We start from the raw sequence: 21,682 nt of genomic DNA on the forward strand, positions 1-21,682 counted from the left end.
TACTCTCGCCGAAGGCGACATCAGAAGAACGCCTGCAGCCCGGTCTGGGCGCGGCCCAGGATCAGGGCGTGGACGTCATGCGTCCCCTCGTAGGTGTTCACCGTCTCAAGGTTCGCGGCGTGGCGCATCACCTTGTATTCGATCTGGATGCCGTTGCCGCCGTGCATGTCCCGCGCAGTGCGCGCGATATCCAGCGCCTTGCCGCAGTTGTTGCGCTTGATCAGCGACACCATCTCCGGCGCGGCCTTGGCTTCGTCGAACAGCCGCCCGACCCGCAGCGCGGCCTGGAGGCCAAGCGTGATCTCGGTCTGCATGTCCGCCAGCTTCTTCTGGTACAGCTGAGTGCCGGCCAGCGGCTTGTTGAACTGCTTGCGGTCCAGCCCGTACTGGCGCGCCTGGAACCAGCAATCCTCCGCCGCGCCCATCACGCCCCAGGCAATGCCATAGCGCGCGCGGTTGAGGCAGCCGAAGGGACCCTTGAGGCCCGACACATGCGGCAGCAGCGCGTCCTCGCCGACCTCGACGTTGTCCAGCACGATCTCGCCGGTGATCGAGGCGCGCAGGCTGAGCTTGCCGCCGATCTTCGGCGCGCTCAGGCCCTTCATGCCCTTGTCCAGAACGAAACCCCGGATCGCGCCGTCATGCGCATCCGACTTGGCCCAGACGACAAAGACATCGGCGATCGGCGCGTTGGAGATCCACATCTTCGCGCCGTTGAGCACATAACCGCCCTCGGTCTTCTTCGCACGGGTCTTCATCCCCGCCGGGTCGGACCCCGCATCGGGTTCGGTCAGGCCGAAACAGCCGATCCATTCGCCGGAGGCGAGTTTGGGCAGGTACTTCTTGCGCTGCTCTTCCGAGCCATAGGCGTAGATCGGGTACATCACCAGCGACGACTGAACCGAGCACATCGACCGGAAACCGCTGTCGATCCGCTCGACCTCACGCGCGACCAGACCGTAGGAGACATAGCCGGAGCCCAGCCCGCCGTATTGTTCCGGAACGGTGACGCCCAGCATGCCGACCTCGCCCATTTCGGCGAAAATCTCCGGGTCGACACCCTCTTCGAGGTACATTTTCTCGACCCGAGGGGCGAGGCGCTCCTGACAGAAGGTGCGGGCGGACTCGCCGATCATGCGTTCGTCTTCGTCGAGCTGTTCATTCAGAAGGAACGGGTCCTCCCAGGCGAAGCTCGACATGTTCGGGCGGTCCTTGTCCTTGATGAGGGGGCGGTTTTCGGCGTCCATGGTTCTCTCCCTATGAGTTTGATGAGTGTTTAGCCTGTTGAGGCCGCCGTGCATAACGAGTTATCGTCCGGAGTTGATGATGTTTTCGCATAGTTGATCTGATCATGCGCCATGCCTACACCCCTTCGGTCGCCGAGTTGGAGGCCTTTTGCGCCTGTGCTCGGGGCGGCACGACGATCCAGGCCGCGCAACAGCTTGGCCGGACGCAAAGCGCGGTCAGCCGCTCCATCGCGGGGCTGGAGGCCAAGCTGGGCGTCGCACTATTCATCCGCGCCCGGCAGCGCCTGACCCTCTCGGATGCGGGCCGGGCGCTCCTGCGCGAGGCGGCACCGCTGCTCGACCGGCTGGATGACGCGGCGATGACGGTGATGGCCTTTGGCGGGCAGGCGCGGGTGCTGCGGATCGCGGTGCTGCCGACCTTCGGGCGGCTCTGGCTGATCCCCCGGCTGCGCGCCTTTCAGGCCACCATGCCGGACATGTCCATCGACATGGCGGCGCAGCTGACCCCGGTGGATTTCGAAGCGGAGCCTTTTGACCTGGCGATCCAGCGCAGTTCGCATCGCGCGCCGGGGGTCCAGCATCTGCATCTTCTGGACGAGGAGCTGACCGTGGTCGCCGCCCCCTCCCTCCTCCGCGGGTCACTGCGGACCGAGGATGTCCTGCGCCTGCCGCTTTTGCAGCAATCGACGCGCCCGACGCTCTGGCCCGACTGGTGCCGCGCCATGGGGCTGGACCCGCGCCACGCGCTGCGGGGGGCGCGGTTCGATCATTTCGACATGGTGCTGGATGCGGCCATCGGCGGGCTGGGCGTGGCGCTGGTGCCGGAGATCCTGGCCCGCGCCGCGCTGGACCGGGGCGAGCTGATCCGCGCCCTCCCGGGGGATTTTGCCACCGGTCAGGCCTATACGCTGATCTACCCCGATCACAGCGCCGATCTGCCGCATTTCGCGCGGTTCCGCGACTGGCTGCGGGCGGAGATTGCGGGCATCTGGGCCTGACGTCATTTCCTGCCGCACCGACAAAATACCGACGTTGCACCGACGTGATATCGACGTCATACCGACGTTGCGGAACAGTGCCATCCGGGCCACCATTCCCCGCAAGAAGGAGCCGCCCATGACACCCGAAGACATTGCCAAACTGCCCTACCGCCCCTGCGTCGGCGTCATGCTCGCCAACCGCGACGGCCACGTCTTTGTTGGCCAGCGGATCGACAACCCCGGCCCCGCCTGGCAGATGCCCCAGGGCGGCGTGGACAAGGGCGAAGAGCCGCGCGAGGCCGCCCTGCGGGAGCTTTGGGAAGAAACCGGCGTCACCCCTGACAAGGTTGAAATCATTGGCGAAACGGCGGGATGGGTGCCCTATGACCTGCCGCATGATCTGGTCCCGCGCCTGTGGAAGGGGCGGTTCCGGGGGCAGGAACAAAAGTGGTTCCTGATGCGTTTCATGGGCGAGGATGCGGATGTGAATGTCGAAACGGAGCATCCCGAATTCTCACGCTGGCGCTGGCTCCCGCCGGAAGAGTTGGTCGACGCCATCGTCCCCTTCAAGCGCGCGGTCTACGAGGCCGTGCTGGCAGAGCTCGGAAAACATATATGAAATTGCTCCTCACCGCCCCGCTCGCCCTCTCCCTCACCCTCGCCAGCAGCCCCGCGAACGCGCTCTCCTGCCTGCGCCCGGAGGTGCTGCGCAGCTATCAGGAGGCCGCCGAGGCGAAAGAGACCTATGTGGTTGTGTCCGGTGTGATTTCCCATGACGTCGCCGCCGTTCCGGAGGCGCGGAATGCCGACAGCCCGCGGATCGCATTCACCGCCCGTCTGGCCGGGGCGTCCCTGACCCATGACGGCTTCACGGCGCCCTTCGATGCGCCGGTGGAGGTGACGTTGAATTGTGTCTCGGCATGGTGCGCGCCACTTCCGCCGCAACACGCCTCGGTCCTCGCTTTTGTGCAAAAGACGGAAGATGGCTACAGCCTCGACATGCAGCCCTGCCAGCAGTGGCTGTTCGAAAATCCCGAGCCTGAACAGATGGTTGCGCTGGTCGACTGCCATACCTCCGGCAATTGCAGCGCCGACTAGGCCTCTCTGAAATCAAAGAAGCCGTCGCCCACTTGGGACAGCAGATCCACGGCCATGGCGCGCCCCAGCTCCGCCCCATCCTCGATCGGGGCGCTGCGGTCGTCGGACAGGCTCTCCGATCCGTCGGGGCGCAGGATTTCGCCGCGCAGCCGCAGGGTGCCGCCGTCCAGTTCCGCCAGCCCTGCAATCGGCGTCTCGCAGGAGCCGTCCAGCGCGGCGAGGAACGCGCGTTCGGCCGCCAGGCGCTGTGCCGTCGGGTGGTCGTGGATGGCCTCCAGCATCGTGGCTGTGGCGGTATCATCCTCGCGCCGCTCGATCCCGATAGCGCCCTGCGCGACGGCGGGCAGCATCTCTTCGGGGTCGAGGGCGGATTGCGCGATCTCCGGCCGGCCCAGACGGTTCAGGCCGGCCATTGCCAGGAAGGTCGCATCGGCCACCCCTTCGGTCAGCTTGCGCAGCCGGGTCTGCACGTTGCCCCGAAACTCCACCACCTTCAGATCGGGGCGCCGCACCAGAATTTGCGCGCGGCGACGGAGGGATGAAGTCCCCATGGTCGCGCCTTCGGGCACATCCGCCAGACGCTTGAAGTCTTTGGAAACAAAGGCATCCCGCACATCTTCGCGCGGCAGATAGCAGTCCAGCACCAGCCCCTCGGGCTGCAGCACCGGCATGTCCTTCATCGAATGCACGGCGATGTCGATCTGGCCGGTCAGCATGGCGTGTTCGATCTCGCGCGTGAACAGGCCCTTGCCGCCGATCTCCTTCAGCGGCCGGTCCTGAACGCGGTCGCCGGTGGTCTGGATCACGCAAACCTCGAAGGCCTCGGGCGGCAGGTCAAAGGCCCGGGCCAGCCGGTCGCGCGTCTCATGCGCCTGGGCCAGGGCGAGCGGGGAGCCACGGGTGCCGATCTTCAGCGGGCGAGCGGGGGAGGGCAGGTCCTTCGTCATGGGCACGGTCTAGACGCGGCATAGGGTCCCCGCAAGTGGGGTCTGCTTGACTTCGTCCCCTGTCGCGGCGACGAGGGGGCGGACGGAGGATGCGATGACCGAGACCAAGACCGACAAGACGATCCTGAAAGCGCTGCGCGGAGAGGTGCAGGAGGTGCCGCCGATCTGGATGATGCGGCAGGCCGGTCGCTATCTGCCGGAATACCGCGCCACCCGGGCCCAGGCGGGGGATTTCCTGTCGCTGTGCTACAATCCGGAGCTGGCGGCGGAGGTGACGCTACAGCCGATCCGGCGTTATGGTTTTGATGCCGCGATCCTCTTTGCCGATATTCTGCTGTTGCCGCAGGCACTTGGTGCAGACCTCTGGTTCGTCACCGGCGAGGGGCCGCGCCTGTCGACCCTGACCAGCCGGGCGGAGTTCGACGCGCTGAAACCGGCCTCCGACGTGCATGAGGTGCTGTCGCCGATCTACGAAACCGTCTCCATCCTGTCGCGGGAGTTGCCGCGCGAGACGACGCTGATCGGCTTTGCCGGGGCGCCCTGGACCGTGGCGACCTATATGGTCGCCGGTCGTGGCACGCCGGATCAGGGGCCGGCCCATGCGCTGATCGCCGAGGACCGTGCGCTTTTCTCCGCGCTGATCGACCGGCTGACGGAGGGGACGGTGGAATACCTCTCCCGCCAGATTGAGGCCGGGGCCGAGGTGGTGAAGCTCTTCGACAGCTGGGCCGGGTCGCTCAAGGGGCAGGATTTCGACGACTTCTCCCTGGCGCCCGCAAAGCGGATCATTGCGGAGTTGAAGGCGCGTCACCCCGGCATTCCCGTCATCGCCTTCCCGCGAGAGGCCGGGGATCGCTATATCGGTTTCGCCAGGGCGACCGGAGCCGATTGCGTTGCGGTGGACAATTCGGTGTCGGCCCAGTGGGCGGCGGAGCATGTGCAGGTGGATGGCTGCGTGCAGGGCAACCTGGCGTCGCGCCACATGGTGACCGGTGGTCAGGCGCTGGTGGATGAGACGCGCGACATCGTCCGGGCGTTCTCCGGCGGGCCGCATATCTTCAACCTCGGCCACGGGATCACGCCGGATGCGGACCCGGACAATGTGCAGCGCATGATCGACGCGGTGCGGGGCGGCTGAGGCTTCCATCGCCTCCAGCCCTCAGGTCGGTCGCGGCCCTGCGTAGGTTGCTCCGGCCGATTGGTGGCGCAATCTGCACCACGCCACCGGTCTCAGCGCCCTACGACACATCGGCCCTCTGCAAAGCCCGCGCGCGGGAGAGGTGCAGGTTCACCTCCGCCCCGAGCAGCACGAGGAAGGCGCTGATATACAGCCAGATCAGCATGGCGATTGCGGCCCCGATCGACCCGTAGACCTGATTGTAATTGGCGAAATTCGTCAGGTAGAGCGAGAAGGCATAAGAGGCCCCCGCCCAGAGCACCACGACCAGAAAGGCGCCTGGGGTGATCCAGTGCAGCCGTTCGCCGCGGTTGTTCGGCCCGAACCGGTAGATCACGGCAAGCGCGGCCAACAGCACGAAAATCGCCGCGATCCAGCGAAAGAGCTCGACCAGAAGGGCGGTCATCGGACCAAGGGGGACAATGGAGAAGACGATCGGCACCACGACCACCGCCGACATGGTCACCATGGACACCGCCAACAGCGCCAGGGTCAGCAGTAGCGAAATCAGGTAATGCCGGATGTTGCCCCGGTTCAGGCGGCCGTGGATCGTGTTCAGCCCCAGCATCAGCGAGGCAACACCGGACCGTGCCGACCAGATCGCAAAGAGCGTGGAGATCAGACCGGCCAGGCCCAGACGTTCGCCACTGGCATTCGAGAGGGCGTTGATCTGCGCCGCGATCAGGCGGACGACATCCGGCGGCAGGATCGATTCGATCGCGTCCAGCTGGTCGATCAGGACATGCGGGTCGGACAGAAGGCCCCAGATCGCGATCAGCGCGGCGATGCCGGGGAAAATCGCCAGCATTCCGTAAAAGGCCACCCCGGCGGCGATGAGGCCCAGGTTCTTGTCCCCGACGTCCTGCAGGGTTCCGGTTATGACCTGTTTCGCGGTCTGGTACATGCCTGTAAGTTTGGTGTTCCAGGCGCGTTGGTCAAATCCATTTCGCCATTGGGGGCAGGCTCATCAGCACCGCGTTGGCGTCGTGGCCGGTGGCCAGACCGAACTTTGTGCCCCGGTCATAGACCAGATTGTACTCGGCATAGAGCCCGCGATGCACCAGCTGCGCCTCCTTGTCGGCCTCGGTCCAGTCGATGCCGCGCCGCTTTTCGATCAGCGGCAGATAGGCGGGCAGGAAGGCGCGGCCGATGTCCTGGATGAAGGCAAAGTCAGCCTCCCAATCGCCGGTGCAGTGATCGTCCAGGAAAATGCCGCCGACCCCCCGGGCCCGATGGCGGTGCGGGATGTAGAAGTATTCGTCCGCCCAGGCCTTGAGCCGGTCGTATTGCCCCGCTCCATGCGGATCGCAATGGGCCTTTTGCACGGCGTGGAAATGCGCCGTGTCCTCGGCGTATTCCAGGCAGGGGTTCAGGTCGGAACCGCCACCGAACCACCAGCCATGCGGGGTCCAGAACATGCGGGTGTTCATGTGCACGGCGGGGCAGTGCGGGTTCTGCATATGCGCGACGAGCGAGATACCGGAGGCCCAGAAACGCGGGTCCTCCTTCATGCCCGGCAGGCCCTTGCGCGCCGCCATGGCGGCCTGTGCCTCCGGCCCCAGTTCACCATAGACGGTGGAGATGTTCACGCCGACCTTTTCAAAGACGCGCCCGCCCCGCAGGACGCTCATCAATCCGCCACCCGCATCACCGCCGTCCGGCGCGGCGCGGGTGGTTTCACTCACGTCAAATCGCCCGGCGGGCCTGTCGGACAGCGGCCCCTCGGTCTGGGTCTCTTCCAGGTTTTCGAAGGCGGCGACGATTTCGTCCCGCAGGGACCGGAACCAGTCTGCGGCCCGCGTCTTTTCCGCCAGCATCTCCTGGGTCATTCCGTCCTGCCTTTCATCTTTCCCGAAATACTCCCGCCGGAGGCGGTGGCCCTTGTGGTGCATCAATGCGCCGGGGCGGCCACCGGATCCAGCAGGGTGCGGCCGCCGTCGACGGTAAGCACCTGCCCGGTCATGAAGCCAGAGGCATCGCAGGCCAGGTATTGCGCTGCTTCGGCCAGTTCCGCTGCGGCGGCGATACGGTTGAGCGGCGTGTGTCCTTCGATATCTGTACGGATGTCGTCATCGTCCTTCAGGGCGGACATTAGGCTGGCGCTCATCACCGAGCCGAAGGCCAGGGCGTTCACCCTGATGCGGTGCGGGGCCAGGGCCACGGCGAGCGAGCGTGTCATCTGATCCAGCGCCGCGCAGGAGACGGAATAGGCCAGCAGATCGGGATGGGTGCGCCGCGCGGCGATGGAGGAGAGGTTGACGATGGAACCGGACGGGCCATCGCCATCCTCTTCCGCCTGTTTGATCATGCGCTTGGCCACCGTCTGGCTGACCCGCAGGGCGGTCATCAGATTGGTGTCCAGCAGGGTTTCCATCGCGTCGTCATCGGGGTTCAGCGGGTCGGAGGCGACGATCTGACGGGCGGCGTTGACCAGGATATCCACCCGGTCGAAGGCGTCGATCGTGGCCGACAGCAGGTTGGCGATGGTCAGCTTTTCGCGCAGGTCCCCGGCGAAATGGCGGATGTTCTCCTCGGTCTCCGGGGGGTTGCCCAGTTCGCGGATCAACGCCTCTTCGTCCATGTCGGTGAACATCACGTTCGCGCCGCGGCTGGCGAAATGGCGGCCGATGGCCAGACCGATGCCGTTCCCGCCACCGGTGACGATGGCTGTCTTGCCTGCGATAGAAAAGGACATGCGTGGTTCCCTTTGGTTGGGCCGTCCGGTCAGCCTAGCCGATCCCGCCGGGTGAGGCGAGGCGTCTTGGCCGTGCGGGGGGCGCTGGCGCGCAGGACCTTGAAGGCCCCGGTTCCGGCGACCTCTGTATGGTCTGCGAAACAGGCCTCGATCTGCGCTTCGTAGGGCAGGTGCCGGTTGGCCACCATCCAGAGCACCCCCTGCGGTTTCAGGCAGGCGGCGGCGGTGCGGATGAAGGCGCGACCGAGGTCGGGTTGGGCCTTGCGTCCGGTGTGGAAGGGCGGGTTCATGACCACGGCGTCGGCTTTCGTATCCGGCATCCAGCGGGTGGCGTCCTGCCAGTGGAACCGGGCGCAGGGGGCGGTGACATTCTGGCGGGCACAGTCGAGCGCGGTGTGTTCGGCCTCCACCAGATCCATGCGGGTCAGCCCGGGTTTCTGAGCGATCTGCGACGACAGATAGCCCCAGCCCGCGCCCAGGTCGATCACATGGGCGCCGAGGGTGGCGGGCAGGGTGGCGGCCAGCAGGGCGGAGGCTGGGTCGATTCCGTCGGCGGAGAAGACGCCGGGCGCGGTGACATGGCCGTCGGGGCCCTGGGTCGCCCGGGCCTCCCAGTCGGTGAATTCACCGCCCTCCATCCAGAAGAGCTTGCCATGGGCCTTGTTGATCGGGCCTTGCACGGGGGTGCGCTTGCGGCAGTCCTTCAACAGGCTTTCGACGCCGTCCTCCTTGTTGCCATCGACGATGACCGGGCCGGAGGTCACGGCGCGGGCGCGGGCGATCCAGCTACGGGCCAGCGCCTTGGCGCGGGGCAGGATCACCAGCGCGGCGGCGTAGGGGCCTTCGGGGGCGAGGCGGCAGGTATAGCCCAGTTGCTCGAAATACTGGTGGTCGGGGAAAAAGGTCGCGATGATCTCGACCCGGTCCCTGGGCAGCGGGTCCAGCGATTGCCCTTCGCGCGGGCCGAATACGGCGATCCGGCCCTCGGGCAGGGTCAGCCCGCCGGGGGCGAGCGCCAGGTCAAGACGTGGATGCCCGGTCAAGGGGCGCCTATTCCTTTTCCATCGTGCATTGCAGCGGATGCTGATGCTGACGGGCGAAATCCATGACCTGTGCCACCTTGGTTTCCGCGATCTCGTGACTGAAGACACCAACGACGGCCACGCCCTTCTTGTGGACGGTCAGCATGATCTCGAACGCCTGGGCGTGGTTCATGCCGAAGAACCGCTCCAGCACCGCGACGACGAACTCCATCGGGGTGTAGTCGTCGTTCAGCAGCAGCACCTTGTAGAGCGGCGGGCGTTTTGTCCGGGATTTGGTGTCGACCACGACCGAGGTGCCGCCATCATCGTCCGAAGACAGGATAATGGACGTCGCAAGGGGACGGGAATTTTCCGGCGTCAGGCTCATCGTGTTTCCGCAAGACCGTCGTCGTGGGGGTTTCGGGAATAGGCCCTTCTATATAACGTCACCTGTGAAAGTTGGAAGGGGTCGGCGGCGGCCTTGGGCGAAAAGCTGGGAGAAAATGGCGCAGAATCTCACAACAGTCGGTTTCGATGCCGATGACACTCTCTGGCACAACGAGCGGTTTTTCCAGCTGACCCAGGCCCGGTTCGCCGAGTTGCTGGCCGATCACGCCGCGCCCGACCACCTGGCCGAGCGGCTGCTGGCGGCGGAGCGGCGCAACATCGGGCACTACGGATTCGGAATCAAGGGCTTTGTCCTGTCGATGATCGAAACCGCGCTGGAGGTGACCGACAACCGGGTCCCTGGCGACGTGATTGCAGAGCTGATCGCCGCCGGGCAGGAGATGCTGTCGCACCCGATCGAACTGATGCCCCATGCGCAGGCGGCGGTCGAAGCGGCGGCGGAGACGCATCGCGTGCTGCTGATCACCAAGGGCGATCTGCTGGATCAGGAACGCAAGCTGGCGCAATCGGGTCTGGGAGAGCTGTTTCACGGCGTGGAGATCGTGTCGGACAAGACGCCCCGCGTCTATGCGGAGATCTTTGCGCGCCCCGGCGCGGGGGCGGATCGCGGGCTGATGGTGGGCAATTCGATGAAATCCGATGTCGTGCCGATGATCCGGGCCGGAGGCTGGGGCGTGTTCCTGCCCGGCAGCCTGAGCTGGGCGTTGGAACATGCCGAAGCCCCGCAGGAAAGCCCGCGCTTCCGCGAAATCCCCGATCTGTCCGGCCTGGCGCCTGTTCTTGAGGCGATCGGCTGAAGTCCGGGCAGGGGCAGATGCCCAAAACGCGCGCTTTTTGCACCGATCCCGCCTTGATGGGCTTGTTCGACGCCTGCGAATGGGCGGGTTTCGCGATGACCTGGCCAAATTGTGCGCCTCGCGTGAAATCCTTGTGAATTAGGTGTTTCACGAAGGGGTCAGTCTGTGTTAGCCTGATCGCAATCAAAATAAGGTTAGCTGAAAAATCAGCGACCAGAGGCAGTAGTGAGAGGCAAGATGGAGCGGCAAAAGCCGACCCGTGGGCGGGCACTCGTATTTCTTTTTTTCTGGGCAATTGCGCTGGTTCTGGGCGGGCCGGGTCTTCGATCTGTGGAGGCGGCGCCCTATGCGGCCTATGTGATGGACGCGCGAACCGGTGAGGTTCTGCATTCGACCAATGCGGATACACGTCTGCATCCGGCTTCGCTGACCAAGATGATGACCCTCTATATCGCCTTCGAGGCGATCAAGAACGGTGAGATCACGCTGGATACGCCGGTGCGCATCTCCAAGAACGCCTCGGCCGAACCGCCGTCGAAACTGGGCCTCGTCGCGGGACAGAAGATCAAGCTGCGCTATCTGATCCGGGCCTCCGCCGTGAAGTCCGCCAATGACGCCGCCACCGCGATCGGCGAGGCCATCGAGGGCAGCGAGGCGAAGTTCGCGCGTCGGATGAACCGCACGGCCAAGGCGCTTGGCATGACGCGGACGACTTTCAAGAACGCACATGGCCTGACGGAAAGCGGGCATCTGTCGACCGCGCGGGACATGTCGATCCTGGGGCGGCATCTGCTGTATGACTATCCGCAGTATTACAACCTCTTCTCCCGCACGCAGACCGATGCGGGGATGAAGACGGTGCTGAACACCAACCGCCGCCTTCTGGCCAGCTATCGTGGCGCGGACGGGATCAAGACGGGCTATACCCGCGCGGCCGGGTTCAACCTCGTCGCCTCCGCCGAACGTGGGCAGGAGCGGGTGATCGCGACGGTCTTCGGCGGCCGGTCCTCGGCCTCGCGCAATGCCAAGGTGGCGGAACTGCTGGATCTGGGCTTCAAGCGCGCGCCGTCGAGCGCGCCGCTCAAGGCGCCCTCCGCACCGGTCTATGCCGCTGTGGAAACAGTAAAGCATGCCGATGGCGCGACCCGCACGGCGGGCAAGGTCATCCGACTGAACACCGCCGTGAAACGCAGCCTGCGGCCCCTGGCGCGTCCGGGCAGCGAGGCGGCGCCGGTGGCGGTGGCCATGGCGGATGTGATCGACCAGGTGGTGGCCGACGTGGCCCAGAAGGCGAGCCTGATGCCGGAGAGCGTGACGACAGCCGCGGCAGAACCGGCGGCCGCCCCGGCGGAGATCAAGACCGCCTCGGCCGCAACCAGCCTCGTGACGCCTGTGGCGCGTCCGGTCGGCCTGTTCCAGAAGGTGCTGGGGGCGGAGCCCGAACCGGAGCCTGCGGAGCCGCGGGTCGTCACCCGGGTCTCGACCTCGGGCGGGCGTCACTGGGGCATCAATATCGGGCGCTACAAATCGCATAACGCGGCGGAACGCATCCTGCTCCAGACCGCACTCAAGGAAACCGGAACGCTGGACGGGGCGCTGCGCAAGGTCGTGCGTCGCCCGACGGGATTCGATGCGAATTTCCTGGGGATGGAACGTGAAACGGCGGACCTGGCCTGCCGCAGGCTGCAGGCCCGCAACCAGACCTGTTTCATGATCGGGCCGAGCTGACCTGAGAGATGGACCAAATCGAAAGAGCCGCCGGGGGCGATCCGGCGGCTCTTTTCGTTGCGAGCGGGGTCAGCGTTTCGGGTGGTCGTCGTATTCGTCCGACAGGATCCGGCGGGCATCGCCTTCGGGGTCGTCATACTGGTTCGACTTCAGCGTGTAGATGAACCCGGCAAGGCCGATGCCGCCAAGGATCAGGGAAATCGGGATGAGCCAGACAAGGACGTCCATGGTTACCTCAGGCGCAATGCGTTCAGAGAAACGGTGATGGAGGAGGTCGACATGGCCAGCGCGGCGATCAGTGGCGTGGCCAGCCCGGCCACCGCCAGCGGCACGGCGATCACGTTGTAGAGCGTGGCGATGCGAAAGTTCTCTCGGATGCGCCGGGTGGCACGGTCGGCGGTGACAAGGGCCTCGGGGATGGGCGACAGATCGGTGCCGAGCAGCACGATGTCGGAGGCAACCCGCGCGGCATCCAGGGCGGAGGCGGGGGAGATGGAGACATTGGCGGCACTCAGCGCGGCGGTATCGTTCAACCCGTCCCCGACCATGAGGACCGTCGCGCCCTCCTCCTGCAGGGTGGCGACGCGCGTGGCCTTGTCGCCGGGCAGGGCGCTGGCGGTCCAGTCCTCGATCCCCAGGCGGTCCGCCAGTGTGGACACGGCGCTTTCCGTATCGCCGGAGATCAGGATGACCCTATGACCGGCGGCTTTTAGACCGGCGACGGCCTCTTCCGCGCCGGCGCGCAGGCTGTCCTCGAAGGTGAAGAGCCGCGGCGCCTCGCCTTCCGCGCTGAGCCATGCGGAGGTGCCGTTGCCCTCGGGCGCGCCGACCCAGTTGGCCCGGCCGAGGCGGATGCGCTGGCCGTTCAGATGCGCCTCGGTGCCGTAACCGGGCACCTCGGTCAGGTCGGCGATGGCGGCGGGCGCGACGCCGCGCGCCCGGATCGCGGTGGCAAGGGCCTGCGAGAGCGGGTGCGACGATCCTTCGGCCAGGGCGAGCGTCAGGGCCAGGGTGGCCTCGTCATGGGTGTCGATATTGGTTGCGGTCGGCGTGCCGGTGGTCAGGGTGCCGGTCTTGTCGAAGACGACCGTGTCCACCTTGGACAGTCGTTCCAGCGCGGTTTCGTGTTTCACCAGCATGCCGCGTTTGAACAGCCGACCAGAGGCGGCGGTGGTCACGGCGGGCACGGCAAGACCCAGGGCGCAAGGGCAGGTGATGATGAGAACCGCCGCCGCAATGTTGAGCGCGGTGCGCATGTCGAAGGTGTAGAGATACCACCCGAGGAAGGCGAAGGCCGAGAGGATATGCACGCCGGGTGCGTAGAGTTTCGCGGCACTGTCGGCGAGGGAGGTGTAACGCGAGCGCCCGCTTTCGGCGATGGCGACCAGATCGGCCATGCGGTGAAGCGAGGTGTCCTGTCCGACGGCGGTGGCGCGCAGGGTCAGGGGGCCGGTCAGGTTGACCTCCCCCGCGCTGACGGCGGTGCCGGGGCTGGCGGGGACGGGCAGGGTTTCGCCGGTCAGAAGCGAACGGTCCAGTTCCGAGGTCCCGTCCACGATCTCGCCGTCCACCGGCATTCGGGCGCCGGGACGGACGCGGATCAGATCGCCGATGACAAGGTCCGACACCTGGGCCTGCACCTCTTCGCCGTCCACGATCTTCCACGCGCGGGGCACTTCGAGGGCGGTCAGTTCCTCCGCCGCCGATCGGGCGATGGCGCGGGTGCGGTGGTCCAGATAGCGGCCCGCGAGCAGGAAGAAGGTCAGGGTGAGCGCCGCGTCGAAATAGGCATGTTCGCCCGACAGCATGGTCTCCCAGAGCGAGGTCGCCAGCGCCAGCAGGATCGCCAGCACGATCGGCACATCCATGTTCAACCGGCGGGCCGAGAGCGCGGCCCAGGCGTTGCGGAAGAAGGGCTGGCCGGAAAAGGCGATGGTTGGCAGGGTGATGAAGGCCGATATCCAGTGGAAGAGGTCGCGGGTCGCATCTTCCGCCCCGGACCAGACCGAGACCGACAGAAGCATCACGTTCATCGAGGCAAAGCCCGCCACCGCCAGCCGCATCAGCAGATCGCGCCCGGCCTTGTCGGTCGCCGTCACCGCGGCGCTGCCGGGGTCCAGCTCATGCGCCTCATATCCAACGGTTTTCAGCGCGGCGATCAACTCCTCTGCCGAGACGACGGCGTCCACCTCCACCTGCGCCCGTTTCAGCGTCAGGTTCACCCGCGCGCCCGTGACGCCCGGGTGGGCGTTGAGCGTCCGCTCCACCGTCGAGATGCAGGCGGAACAATGGATCGTCGGCAGCGACAGGGTCAGCTTGACGTCCCTGAGCGCGCCTCGCTCCGCCAGCGCCTCGGCAGAGGGGGCGGCGTTGCAGGCCGGGCAGGCGGATATGGTGGCGGTCGTCATCTCAGCTTTTGACGTGCAGGATCACGCGCTGGATGAATTCGGTGCCGTCCTCGGCGATGGCCGTCATGCGGATGTTCCAGTTGCCGGGGCCCAGCTCCACGGGGGCCTCGTAGGTGGTGCCGTTGAAGGCGAAGACGGGTTCGACGTCGTCGGCCTTCTGGGTGGCGCGTCCGACGATGGCCTGCAGGTGTTTGACCCGGACCGGGCCGCTGTCATCGGTAATCGACAAATGCACCATGCCGTCGCGCCAGTCGGCGTAGATATCCCAGCCCAGAGCCTCCTGCGCCTGCAGGCGGGTGTTGAACTCCTGGCTGGCGACGTAGGAATTCTTGACTTCCAGCCCGGGGAAGGTGCGGATGGCCTGGGTCGCCATGACCAGGTTCACCGCGATGATGATCCCGAAGGCCCCGACGAAACCGGCCAGGACATGCCAGCCCTTGAGGCGGAAGCCGGTGCCCGTTTCAATGTTTGGGTCAGTCATCAGTTTGCTCTCCCGTTGAAGACGCTGTCCTTGTAGGCGCGGTCGCCGTTGCTGATATCCTCGACCCAGAAGCGGAACTCGGTCCGTTCCGCCTCTGCCGGGGCGGAGCCGCGCGGGGCGGTGACGTAGACCCTTTGCAGACTGGCCGAGTCGGCGGGCACTGTCACGGTCGGATATGGGGACCCTTCGACCGAGATGTTGAGCGCGAGGTCGCCCTTGACCGACAGGCGGAAGGGCCGTTCCTCGCCATGCTTGTTGCGCAGGCGGATATCGTAGGTGTTGCGGATCGACCCGTCAGACAGGGTGACGAAGGTCGGGTTGCGGACCGGGGCGACGGTCATGTCGAGGTCGGGCCGGATGAAGAGGGCAAAGACCAGCCCGATGCCGACCAGCGACCAGAGCGCGGTATACATGATCGTGCGGGGGCGCAGGATGTGTTTCCAGATATTGCGCGGCGCAGCCCCGGCGCGTTCGCGTTCCTCGTCTGTCAGGGCCATGTAGTCGATCAACCCGCGCGGCTTGCCGATCTTGTCCATGATCTCGTCACAGGCGTCGATGCAGAGCGCGCAGGTGATGCAGGCCATCTGCTGCCCGTCGCGGATGTCGATGCCCATGGGGCAGACGTTGACGCAGGCGTTGCAGTCGATGCAATCGCCCAGCTCCTGCACGGGCGGCTTGCCAACGCCGGAGGGCATGCCGGGCATGGGGATCTTGGGGGAGGTGCCGCCGTGTTTTTCCCCGGCGGCATAGCTGGTGGCTTCGGCCGTCTCGGCAGCAACCGCGCGCCGTTTGCCCTTGCCGCGCGGCTCGCCCCGCCATTCGCGGTAGGCGACGGTGATGGTTTCCTCGTCCATCATGGCGGCCTGGATGCGGGGCCAGGGGCAGGCGTAGATGCAGATCTGTTCCCGGGCGAAGCCGCCGAAGATGAAGGTCGTCAGCGTCAGGATCAGGATCGTCGTATAGGCGACGGGGTGCGCGTTCAGCGTGACCAGATCCCACAACAGGGTCGGCGCATCGGCGAAATAGAAGACCCAGGCCCCGCCGGTCGCGACGGCGATCAGCAGCCAGGTGACCCATTTGGTCAGCCGCAGCCGCGCCTTGCGCAGATCCCATTTCTTCTGCCGTTGCAGGCGGATGCGGGCGTTGCGGTCGCCCTCGATCCAGCGTTCGACCAAGATGAAGAGGTCGGTCCAGACGGTCTGCGGGCAGGTATAGCCGCACCAGACCCGGCCCAGGGCCGAGGTGAAGAGGAACAGGCCCAGCCCCGCCATGACCAGCAGGCCTGCGACAAAATAGAACTCATGCGGCCAGATCTCGATCCACATGAAGAAAAAGCGCCGGTTGGCCAGATCGACCAGCACCGCCTGATCCGGCAGATTCGGTCCGCGGTCCCATCTAAGCCAGGGTGTCAGATAGTAGATGCCGAGCGTGACGACCATGATCAGCCATTTGAACGACCGGAACCGCCCCTTGACCCGCTTGGGAAAAATGGGTTCGCGCGCGGCGTAGAGACTTTCGGGCTGTTGGTCGGTGGCGGACAAGGGGACAGGCTCCCGTTTGCATAGCTATTTTGGAATGCTTCTCGCAGGGAGAGGTTTCCGTAACTTTGACCTGCATCAAATGCGACATTTTTGGCTTATCATTTTTTCGGGGGCAGGTCAGTCTTCGCCTCCGACAGGATCCATTGGTAGAGAGCGCGCGCCGTGGGCCGCAGGGTGCCGGGCCTGTGGATCAGGAAATACCCCTTCTTGCGGTCGTCTTCGAAGAGGATGCGCAACCGGCCCGCCGCGACATCCGCCGCAACGAAGGACCCGGCGGAGACCATGATCCCCTGACCGGCCCGGGCGGCTTCGATCATCAGGTTCCCGGGCAGCGATGTCAGCCCCCGCGCCTTGTCGAGGACCGCCCCGAAGCGGGCCAGGTATTCCGAGGCCTCGTTGGTGCCAAGCTCCTGCAGCCAGTGGAATTTCGTCAGCTCCGCGGGGGTGAAGTAGTCCTGGTCGCCAATCAGGGACGGCGCGGCGGCGATCACGATCGGTGTCTCGACCACCAGCTGCGCGTCGAGGCCCTGCCATTTGCCGGTGCCATAGCGCACGGCCATGTCCATGCCGCCGGGTTGCAGGCTGCGCAGTTCTGGCGAAGGGTCGATCATCAGGGATATCTGCGGGTGCCGTGCGCGAAAGGTGGCGAGTCGCGGCATCAGCCAGGCTGCGGCGAAGGAGGGGGTCGTCGATATCTGCACGGGCCGGTCTGCATTGCGCCCCGTCAGTTCGGCGCAGAGATCGGCAATATCCGCGAACCCGCCAAGCGCCGCATCGGCCAGGGCGCGCCCGTCCGGTGTCAGCGCGCCGGCCCCGCGCTGCCGATCCAGCAGCGTCAGGCCCAGATGATCCTCCAAGGCCCTGATTTGCTGACTGATTGCCGCGTGCGAGACATTCAGCCGCGCGCCGGCCTCGGCCATGGCGCCGGTATCGGCATAGGCCGCAAAGGCCCGCAGCGCGGTCAGGGGCGGCAGTGTGTTCCACTCCATCCGTGTAACCTCAGCTTACATATGGCTTGAATTCCTGATTAGCCTTTCTGGCCGCCAAGGTCCATGCAGGTTGCATCAGGAAACGCCAAGTCAGGAGGTTATCATGCTTGGAATCTACGCAAATACTTTCATGACTGCGACCGGTCTCAATGATCGCAAGATCCGTCCGATCGAAAAGACATCGCGCCGGTGGCGCCCGTCCCGCCTCTGGATCGACGCGTCGAAGGCATTCTAACGCAGGGCCCGTCCCTTCAGAATCGCGTCAGGGCCGAACCGTTTGCGGATCTCATCCGTGGCGCGTTCGGCCTGTCCCCGGCGCGTGGCATCCGGATCGAGCAGATCGCCCGTGATGGCCCCGTTTGTCTCGGGCAGGAGGTCCGCGATGCCGACCCCGATCAGTCGATAGGGACCCTCGTCCCCGACTGCATCGAACAGACCCCGCGCAGTCCGATAGATAATGTCGGCCAGCTGCGCGGGGTCGCGCAGGGACACCCGGCGGCTGATCTGGGTGAAATCCGCACGTTTCAACTTCAGCGTCACGACCCGCCCCGCCAGCCCCCTGGCCTTGGCGCGGTCCGCCACCTTCTCCGCCAGCCGCCAGAGATGGCCGTCCAGCAGATCGGCATCGCCGGTATCCTCGAAGAATGTCGTTTCGTTGGAGATGGATTTCATCGGCGCATTGGCCGAGACCCGGCGACGGTCCTGCCCCCGGGCCAGGTGCCACAGCCGGTCGCCCATGCTGCCGAAACGCGCGGTCAGGTCGGTGCGGTCCCATCTCAGCAGATCAGTGAAAGTGCGGATGCCGGCCTTCTCCAGCGAGGCCTGTGTCGCCGCGCCGACGCCCCAGATCATGCGCACCGGCTTGTCCTTCAGGAACGCCGCCGTCTCCGCCGCGCCGATCACCGCAAACCCGTGTGGCTTGTCCAGATCGGAGGCGACCTTGGCCAGAAACTTGTTGTGCGACAGCCCGATGGAGCCGGTCAGCCCCAGCTCCCTCTTCATCCGCCGCACCAGCCGGGCCAGCATGTAGGCGGGCGGATGGCCGTGCAGCCGGGCCGTGCCCGACAGATCGAGAAAGGCCTCGTCCAGCGACAGCGGTTCGATACCGGGCGTCATCTCCTCCATCATCGCGCGGATCGCCTTGGAGGCTTCGACATAGGCGGACATCCGGGGTTTGATCACCACCGCCTCGGGGCAGAGCTTCAGTGCCTGGAACATCGGCATGGCCGAGCGGACCCCCTTGATCCGCGCGATATAGCAGGCGGTGGAGACGACGCCGCGTTTGCCGCCACCGATGATCACCGGCTTGGTTGCTAATTCGGGGTTGTCCCTCTTTTCAACAGAGGCATAGAAGGCGTCGCAGTCCATATGGGCGATGGTCAGGCTGAACAGTTCGGCATGCGCGATGCAGCGCGGGCTGCGGCAGGCCGGGCATCGCAGGGGGCGGCCGGGCCTGGTTTCGAAGGCCTCAAGGCAATCGCGGCAAAGAGCGTCCATCGGTCATTCCCCGGGGGCGTCGTCAAGCCGACGCGGGGTGAGTATAGAGGGTGCCATGGCGACAGACCACATCTCCTTCGGTGGCGCAAAGCTGATCCTGCTGATCGGCGGAAAACTCCTGGTGATCCGGCGGGATGACCGGCCGGATATCCCATGGCCCGATCACTTCGACTTCCCCGGCGGCGGGCGCGAGGGCGACGAAAGCCCCGAAATCTGCGTGCTGCGCGAAACCTTCGAGGAGATCGGCCTGTGCCTCTCGGCCTCTGATCTGGTCTGGCGGGTGCAGGTGCCGGGACCGAATGGGTTGTCGGTCTTCTTCGCGGCGGAGTTCGGGCCGGACGTCGTCCGGAACATCACTCTGGGCCGCGAAGGGCAGGGGTGGGAGCTCATGCCGCCCTACGAGTATATCAACCACCCCCGCGCGATCCCGCATTTCGCCGACCGCCTGGCCGATTACCTGGTGATCCGCAGCGACGACCGGTAAGTCACGCCTCTTGCGTTTGTGCACAAAAACCGCTTCCTTGGCGTGGCAAAGTTCCTCAACGCGCAGAGATCATGGATAATTGGGATGAAATCCGCACCGCTTTTCAGGTCGCCCGCCTGGGCACCGTCTCCGGCGCGGCGGAGGTGCTGGGCGTTCACCATGCCACGGTGATCCGTCACATCGACGCGCTGGAGGGCCGTCTGGGGGTCAAGCTGTTCCAGCGCCACGCCCGAGGCTACACCGCGACCGAAGCGGGGCAGGATCTGCTGCGCGTGGCCCAGGCGACCGACGATCAGTTCAGCCAGCTGGCGGGGCGGATCAAGGGACGCGGCAACGATGTGTCGGGCGAATTGGTGGTGACGACGATCGACGGGCTGGCCGATCTGATGATGCCGGTCCTGACGAAGTTCCAGGAGGATCATCCGGACGTGATCCTGCGCTACCTGACCTCGGCGCGGCTGTTCCGTCTGGAATATGGCGAGGCGCATGTCGCCATCCGCGCCGGCAGCCCGCCGAGCCAGCCGGACAATGTGGTGCAGCCCTTCCTCAAGCTGCAGTTCGCAATCTACGGCAGCCAAAGCTATATCGACCGGCACGGCATGCCGGAGATCCCCGGAAACCTGGAGGGGCACCGGTTCGTCGGCGCGGACGACGTGGCGAGCCGCGCACCCTACATGCGCTGGATGCGCGAGATGATACCCGAACGCCAGGTGGTCTTCCGGTCCGGCGATCCGCTGGCGATGCGGCAGGCGATCTTCAGCGGGGTCGGCCTGGGGTTCCTGCGCACCTATGAATGCGAGACACATGACCTTGTCGAGGTGCAGCCGCCGCTGGAGGACTGGGACAGCCGGTTGTGGCTGGTCACCCATATGGACCTGCACCGGACGAACAAGGTGCAGACCTTCCTGCGCTACCTGAAGGAGCACACCAAGCATTACCGGGACGACGAATGAACCGCGAGATGCGCGGCCATCTGGCGATGCTGCTGTTCTCCTGCCTCGTCGCCGGGTCCTTCTCTCTCGGCGTGCTGGCGGCGCCGCATATTGCGCCTGCCGCGCTCAACACCGTCCGCTTCCTGATCGCGGCGGTGATCGTCGGGGTGGCCGCGCTGCTCACCACCGGGATCTCCGGCAGCGCCTTTCGCGCGCCCTGGCGCTATTTCGTGCTGGGCGGTGTCTTCGGCACCTACTTCGTCCTGATGTTCGAGGGGCTCAAGACGGCCGATCCCGTCTCCGCCTCCGCCGTCTTCACCCTTGTTCCGGTCATGGCGGCGGGCTTTGGCTGGCTGCTGCTGCGCCAGGTGACCACCAGGTGGATGGCCCTGGCACTGACCGTCGGGGCGACCGGCGCGGTCTGGGTGATTTTCCGCGCCGATATGGCGGCGCTGCTGCAGTTCGAGATCGGGCGGGGCGAGTGGATCTATTTCTGGGGCTGCGTGGCGCATGCGCTCTACACGCCGCTGGTGCCGACCCTGAACCGGGGCGAGCCGCCGGTGGTCTTCACCTTCGGCATGCTCTGCGCCGCCTGTATCACGGTCGGTCTCTACGGGGCGGGGGATATCCTGGCGACCGACTGGCTGGCGCTGCCGGGGATCGTCTGGGTGACGATCCTCTACGTGGCGATCTTCGCCTCGGCGATGACCTTCGTGCTTATGCAATATGCGGCGCTGCGCCTGCCCTCGGCCAAGGTGATGGCCTATACCTACCTCGTGCCAAGCTGGGTCATCCTGTGGGAGGCCGCCTGGGGCAACGGTCTGCCGCCGGTGGCGGTGCTCTTCGGGGTGGCGTTGACGGTGCTGTCGCTGCTGATGCTGCTGCGGGCCGACCGGGGTCAGCCCTCCTGATCGCGCAGCTCCACCTCCAGGAACCGCTCGAAGGCATCCAGGTTCACCGGCTCGAACTGTCCGAACCCCTGCATCCAGACCGAGGCCTGCCTCAGGGCGTCGGGCTCCAGCTTGCACCATTTGACCCGCCCGCGCTTCTCCTGGCTGATCAGTCCGGCCCTGCTGAGGATCGTCAGATGTTTGGAAATCGCCGCCAGCGACATCTCGAAAGGCTCGGCCACATCGGTGACCGCCATGTCATCCTCCAGCAGCATCGACAGGATCGCCCGACGGGTCGGGTCGGCGAGGGCTGCGAATACGGTGTCGAGGTGGTCTGCCATGGCGCATATCTGCGCAGGCC

General features: G+C 65.8%; 23 protein-coding genes. 9 read left to right on the forward strand and 14 right to left on the reverse strand.

The window, feature by feature from the left end; genetic code table 11:
• Positions 1 to 20: 20 nt before the first annotated feature.
• A complete protein-coding gene (locus ACFC2Y_RS16305) occupies positions 21 to 1,247 on the reverse strand; it encodes an acyl-CoA dehydrogenase (protein ID WP_375175786.1) in 1,227 nt (408 codons plus the stop codon).
• 104 nt (positions 1,248 to 1,351) lie between these two features.
• Between ACFC2Y_RS16305 and ACFC2Y_RS16310 the strand changes: the two genes are divergently transcribed.
• The 3 genes from ACFC2Y_RS16310 to ACFC2Y_RS16320 all read left to right on the forward strand — a co-directional run bounded on the left by ACFC2Y_RS16310 (position 1,352) and on the right by ACFC2Y_RS16320 (position 3,325).
• Positions 1,352 to 2,245 carry a LysR substrate-binding domain-containing protein gene (locus tag ACFC2Y_RS16310; RefSeq protein ID WP_375175785.1) on the forward strand — a complete coding sequence of 298 codons (894 nt, stop codon included), beginning with the start codon at positions 1,352 to 1,354 and terminating at the stop codon, positions 2,243 to 2,245.
• 118 nt (positions 2,246 to 2,363) lie between these two features.
• Positions 2,364 to 2,846 carry an RNA pyrophosphohydrolase gene (locus ACFC2Y_RS16315; RefSeq protein ID WP_375175784.1) on the forward strand — a complete coding sequence of 161 codons (483 nt, stop codon included), beginning with the start codon at positions 2,364 to 2,366 and terminating at the stop codon, positions 2,844 to 2,846.
• Entirely contained in the window at positions 2,843 to 3,325 is a 483-nt protein-coding gene (locus tag ACFC2Y_RS16320) for a hypothetical protein (RefSeq protein ID WP_375175783.1), read from the forward strand. The genes ACFC2Y_RS16315 and ACFC2Y_RS16320 overlap by 4 nt, the downstream gene beginning before the upstream one ends.
• Here the strand turns inward: ACFC2Y_RS16320 and hemC are convergent.
• A complete protein-coding gene (hemC, locus tag ACFC2Y_RS16325) occupies positions 3,322 to 4,272 on the reverse strand; it encodes a hydroxymethylbilane synthase (RefSeq protein ID WP_375175782.1) in 951 nt (316 codons plus the stop codon). The genes ACFC2Y_RS16320 and hemC overlap by 4 nt on opposite strands.
• Positions 4,273 to 4,366: 94 nt before the next feature.
• On the opposite strand from hemC, the gene hemE reads away from it, so the two are divergent.
• Positions 4,367 to 5,410 (forward strand): uroporphyrinogen decarboxylase, encoded by a 1,044-nt coding sequence (gene hemE, locus ACFC2Y_RS16330; protein WP_375175781.1) that lies wholly within the window; start codon positions 4,367 to 4,369, stop codon positions 5,408 to 5,410.
• 100 nt (positions 5,411 to 5,510) lie between these two features.
• Here hemE and ACFC2Y_RS16335 read toward each other — a convergent pair whose 3' ends face one another.
• The 5 genes from ACFC2Y_RS16335 to clpS all read right to left on the reverse strand — a co-directional run bounded on the left by ACFC2Y_RS16335 (position 5,511) and on the right by clpS (position 9,554).
• On the reverse strand, positions 5,511 to 6,353 hold the full coding sequence (locus ACFC2Y_RS16335) for a YihY/virulence factor BrkB family protein (protein ID WP_375175780.1): 843 nt from the start codon (positions 6,351 to 6,353) through the stop codon (positions 5,511 to 5,513).
• Between the two features lie 31 nt (positions 6,354 to 6,384).
• Complete coding sequence (hemF, locus tag ACFC2Y_RS16340) at positions 6,385 to 7,278, reverse strand: oxygen-dependent coproporphyrinogen oxidase (RefSeq protein ID WP_375175779.1); 894 nt, start codon at positions 7,276 to 7,278, stop codon at positions 6,385 to 6,387.
• Positions 7,279 to 7,340: 62 nt separating this feature from the next.
• The gene (locus ACFC2Y_RS16345; RefSeq protein ID WP_375175778.1) at positions 7,341 to 8,144 is read right to left on the reverse strand and encodes an SDR family NAD(P)-dependent oxidoreductase; all 804 of its coding nucleotides are present in this window, start codon (positions 8,142 to 8,144) and stop codon (positions 7,341 to 7,343) included.
• A 29-nt stretch (positions 8,145 to 8,173) separates the two neighbouring features.
• Positions 8,174 to 9,187 carry a class I SAM-dependent methyltransferase gene (locus ACFC2Y_RS16350; protein ID WP_375175777.1) on the reverse strand — a complete coding sequence of 338 codons (1,014 nt, stop codon included), beginning with the start codon at positions 9,185 to 9,187 and terminating at the stop codon, positions 8,174 to 8,176.
• Between the two features lie 7 nt (positions 9,188 to 9,194).
• The gene (gene clpS, locus ACFC2Y_RS16355) at positions 9,195 to 9,554 is read right to left on the reverse strand and encodes an ATP-dependent Clp protease adapter ClpS (protein WP_375175776.1); all 360 of its coding nucleotides are present in this window, start codon (positions 9,552 to 9,554) and stop codon (positions 9,195 to 9,197) included.
• A gap of 115 nt (positions 9,555 to 9,669) precedes the next feature.
• Here clpS and ACFC2Y_RS16360 point away from each other — a divergent pair, with 115 nt between their 5' ends.
• Positions 9,670 to 10,371, forward strand: coding sequence for an HAD family hydrolase (locus tag ACFC2Y_RS16360; RefSeq protein WP_375175775.1), 702 nt, complete (start codon positions 9,670 to 9,672; stop codon positions 10,369 to 10,371).
• 360 nt (positions 10,372 to 10,731) lie between these two features.
• Positions 10,732 to 12,099, forward strand: coding sequence for a D-alanyl-D-alanine carboxypeptidase family protein (locus ACFC2Y_RS16365; protein WP_375175845.1), 1,368 nt, complete (start codon positions 10,732 to 10,734; stop codon positions 12,097 to 12,099).
• Positions 12,100 to 12,168: 69 nt separating this feature from the next.
• Here the strand turns inward: ACFC2Y_RS16365 and ccoS are convergent, their stop codons facing one another.
• The 6 genes from ccoS to ACFC2Y_RS16395 form a co-directional block, all read right to left on the reverse strand.
• Positions 12,169 to 12,327, reverse strand: coding sequence for a cbb3-type cytochrome oxidase assembly protein CcoS (ccoS, locus tag ACFC2Y_RS16370; RefSeq protein ID WP_375175774.1), 159 nt, complete (start codon positions 12,325 to 12,327; stop codon positions 12,169 to 12,171).
• A gap of 2 nt (positions 12,328 to 12,329) precedes the next feature.
• Positions 12,330 to 14,507, reverse strand: coding sequence for a heavy metal translocating P-type ATPase (locus tag ACFC2Y_RS16375; protein WP_375175773.1), 2,178 nt, complete (start codon positions 14,505 to 14,507; stop codon positions 12,330 to 12,332).
• 1 nt (position 14,508) lies between these two features.
• Positions 14,509 to 14,988, reverse strand: a complete 480-nt coding sequence (locus ACFC2Y_RS16380) for a FixH family protein (RefSeq protein WP_375175772.1) — start codon at positions 14,986 to 14,988, stop codon at positions 14,509 to 14,511.
• The gene (locus ACFC2Y_RS16385) at positions 14,988 to 16,529 is read right to left on the reverse strand and encodes a cytochrome c oxidase accessory protein CcoG (protein WP_375175771.1); all 1,542 of its coding nucleotides are present in this window, start codon (positions 16,527 to 16,529) and stop codon (positions 14,988 to 14,990) included. The genes ACFC2Y_RS16380 and ACFC2Y_RS16385 overlap by 1 nt, the downstream gene beginning before the upstream one ends.
• A gap of 98 nt (positions 16,530 to 16,627) precedes the next feature.
• A complete protein-coding gene (locus tag ACFC2Y_RS16390; RefSeq protein WP_375175770.1) occupies positions 16,628 to 17,518 on the reverse strand; it encodes a LysR family transcriptional regulator in 891 nt (296 codons plus the stop codon).
• 231 nt (positions 17,519 to 17,749) lie between these two features.
• Positions 17,750 to 19,015, reverse strand: a complete 1,266-nt coding sequence (locus ACFC2Y_RS16395) for a DNA polymerase IV (RefSeq protein ID WP_375175769.1) — start codon at positions 19,013 to 19,015, stop codon at positions 17,750 to 17,752.
• Between the two features lie 55 nt (positions 19,016 to 19,070).
• Between ACFC2Y_RS16395 and ACFC2Y_RS16400 the strand changes: the two genes are divergently transcribed.
• The 3 genes from ACFC2Y_RS16400 to ACFC2Y_RS16410 all read left to right on the forward strand — a co-directional run bounded on the left by ACFC2Y_RS16400 (position 19,071) and on the right by ACFC2Y_RS16410 (position 21,342).
• Entirely contained in the window at positions 19,071 to 19,499 is a 429-nt protein-coding gene (locus tag ACFC2Y_RS16400) for an NUDIX domain-containing protein (RefSeq protein WP_375175768.1), read from the forward strand.
• A gap of 71 nt (positions 19,500 to 19,570) precedes the next feature.
• Positions 19,571 to 20,452, forward strand: a complete 882-nt coding sequence (locus ACFC2Y_RS16405) for a LysR family transcriptional regulator (RefSeq protein ID WP_375175767.1) — start codon at positions 19,571 to 19,573, stop codon at positions 20,450 to 20,452.
• The gene (locus ACFC2Y_RS16410; protein WP_375175766.1) at positions 20,449 to 21,342 is read left to right on the forward strand and encodes a DMT family transporter; all 894 of its coding nucleotides are present in this window, start codon (positions 20,449 to 20,451) and stop codon (positions 21,340 to 21,342) included. Before ACFC2Y_RS16405 ends, ACFC2Y_RS16410 begins: the two co-directional genes overlap by 4 nt.
• On the opposite strand, the gene ACFC2Y_RS16415 is transcribed toward ACFC2Y_RS16410, so the two are convergent.
• A complete protein-coding gene (locus ACFC2Y_RS16415) occupies positions 21,330 to 21,662 on the reverse strand; it encodes an ArsR/SmtB family transcription factor (RefSeq protein ID WP_375175765.1) in 333 nt (110 codons plus the stop codon). The genes ACFC2Y_RS16410 and ACFC2Y_RS16415 overlap by 13 nt on opposite strands.
• Between the last annotated feature and the right edge of the window lie 20 nt (positions 21,663 to 21,682).

The sequence above is a fragment of the Pseudooceanicola sp. genome, from assembly GCF_041987405.1.
In the GTDB taxonomy this organism is placed as follows: Bacteria; Pseudomonadota; Alphaproteobacteria; order Rhodobacterales; family Rhodobacteraceae; genus Pseudooceanicola.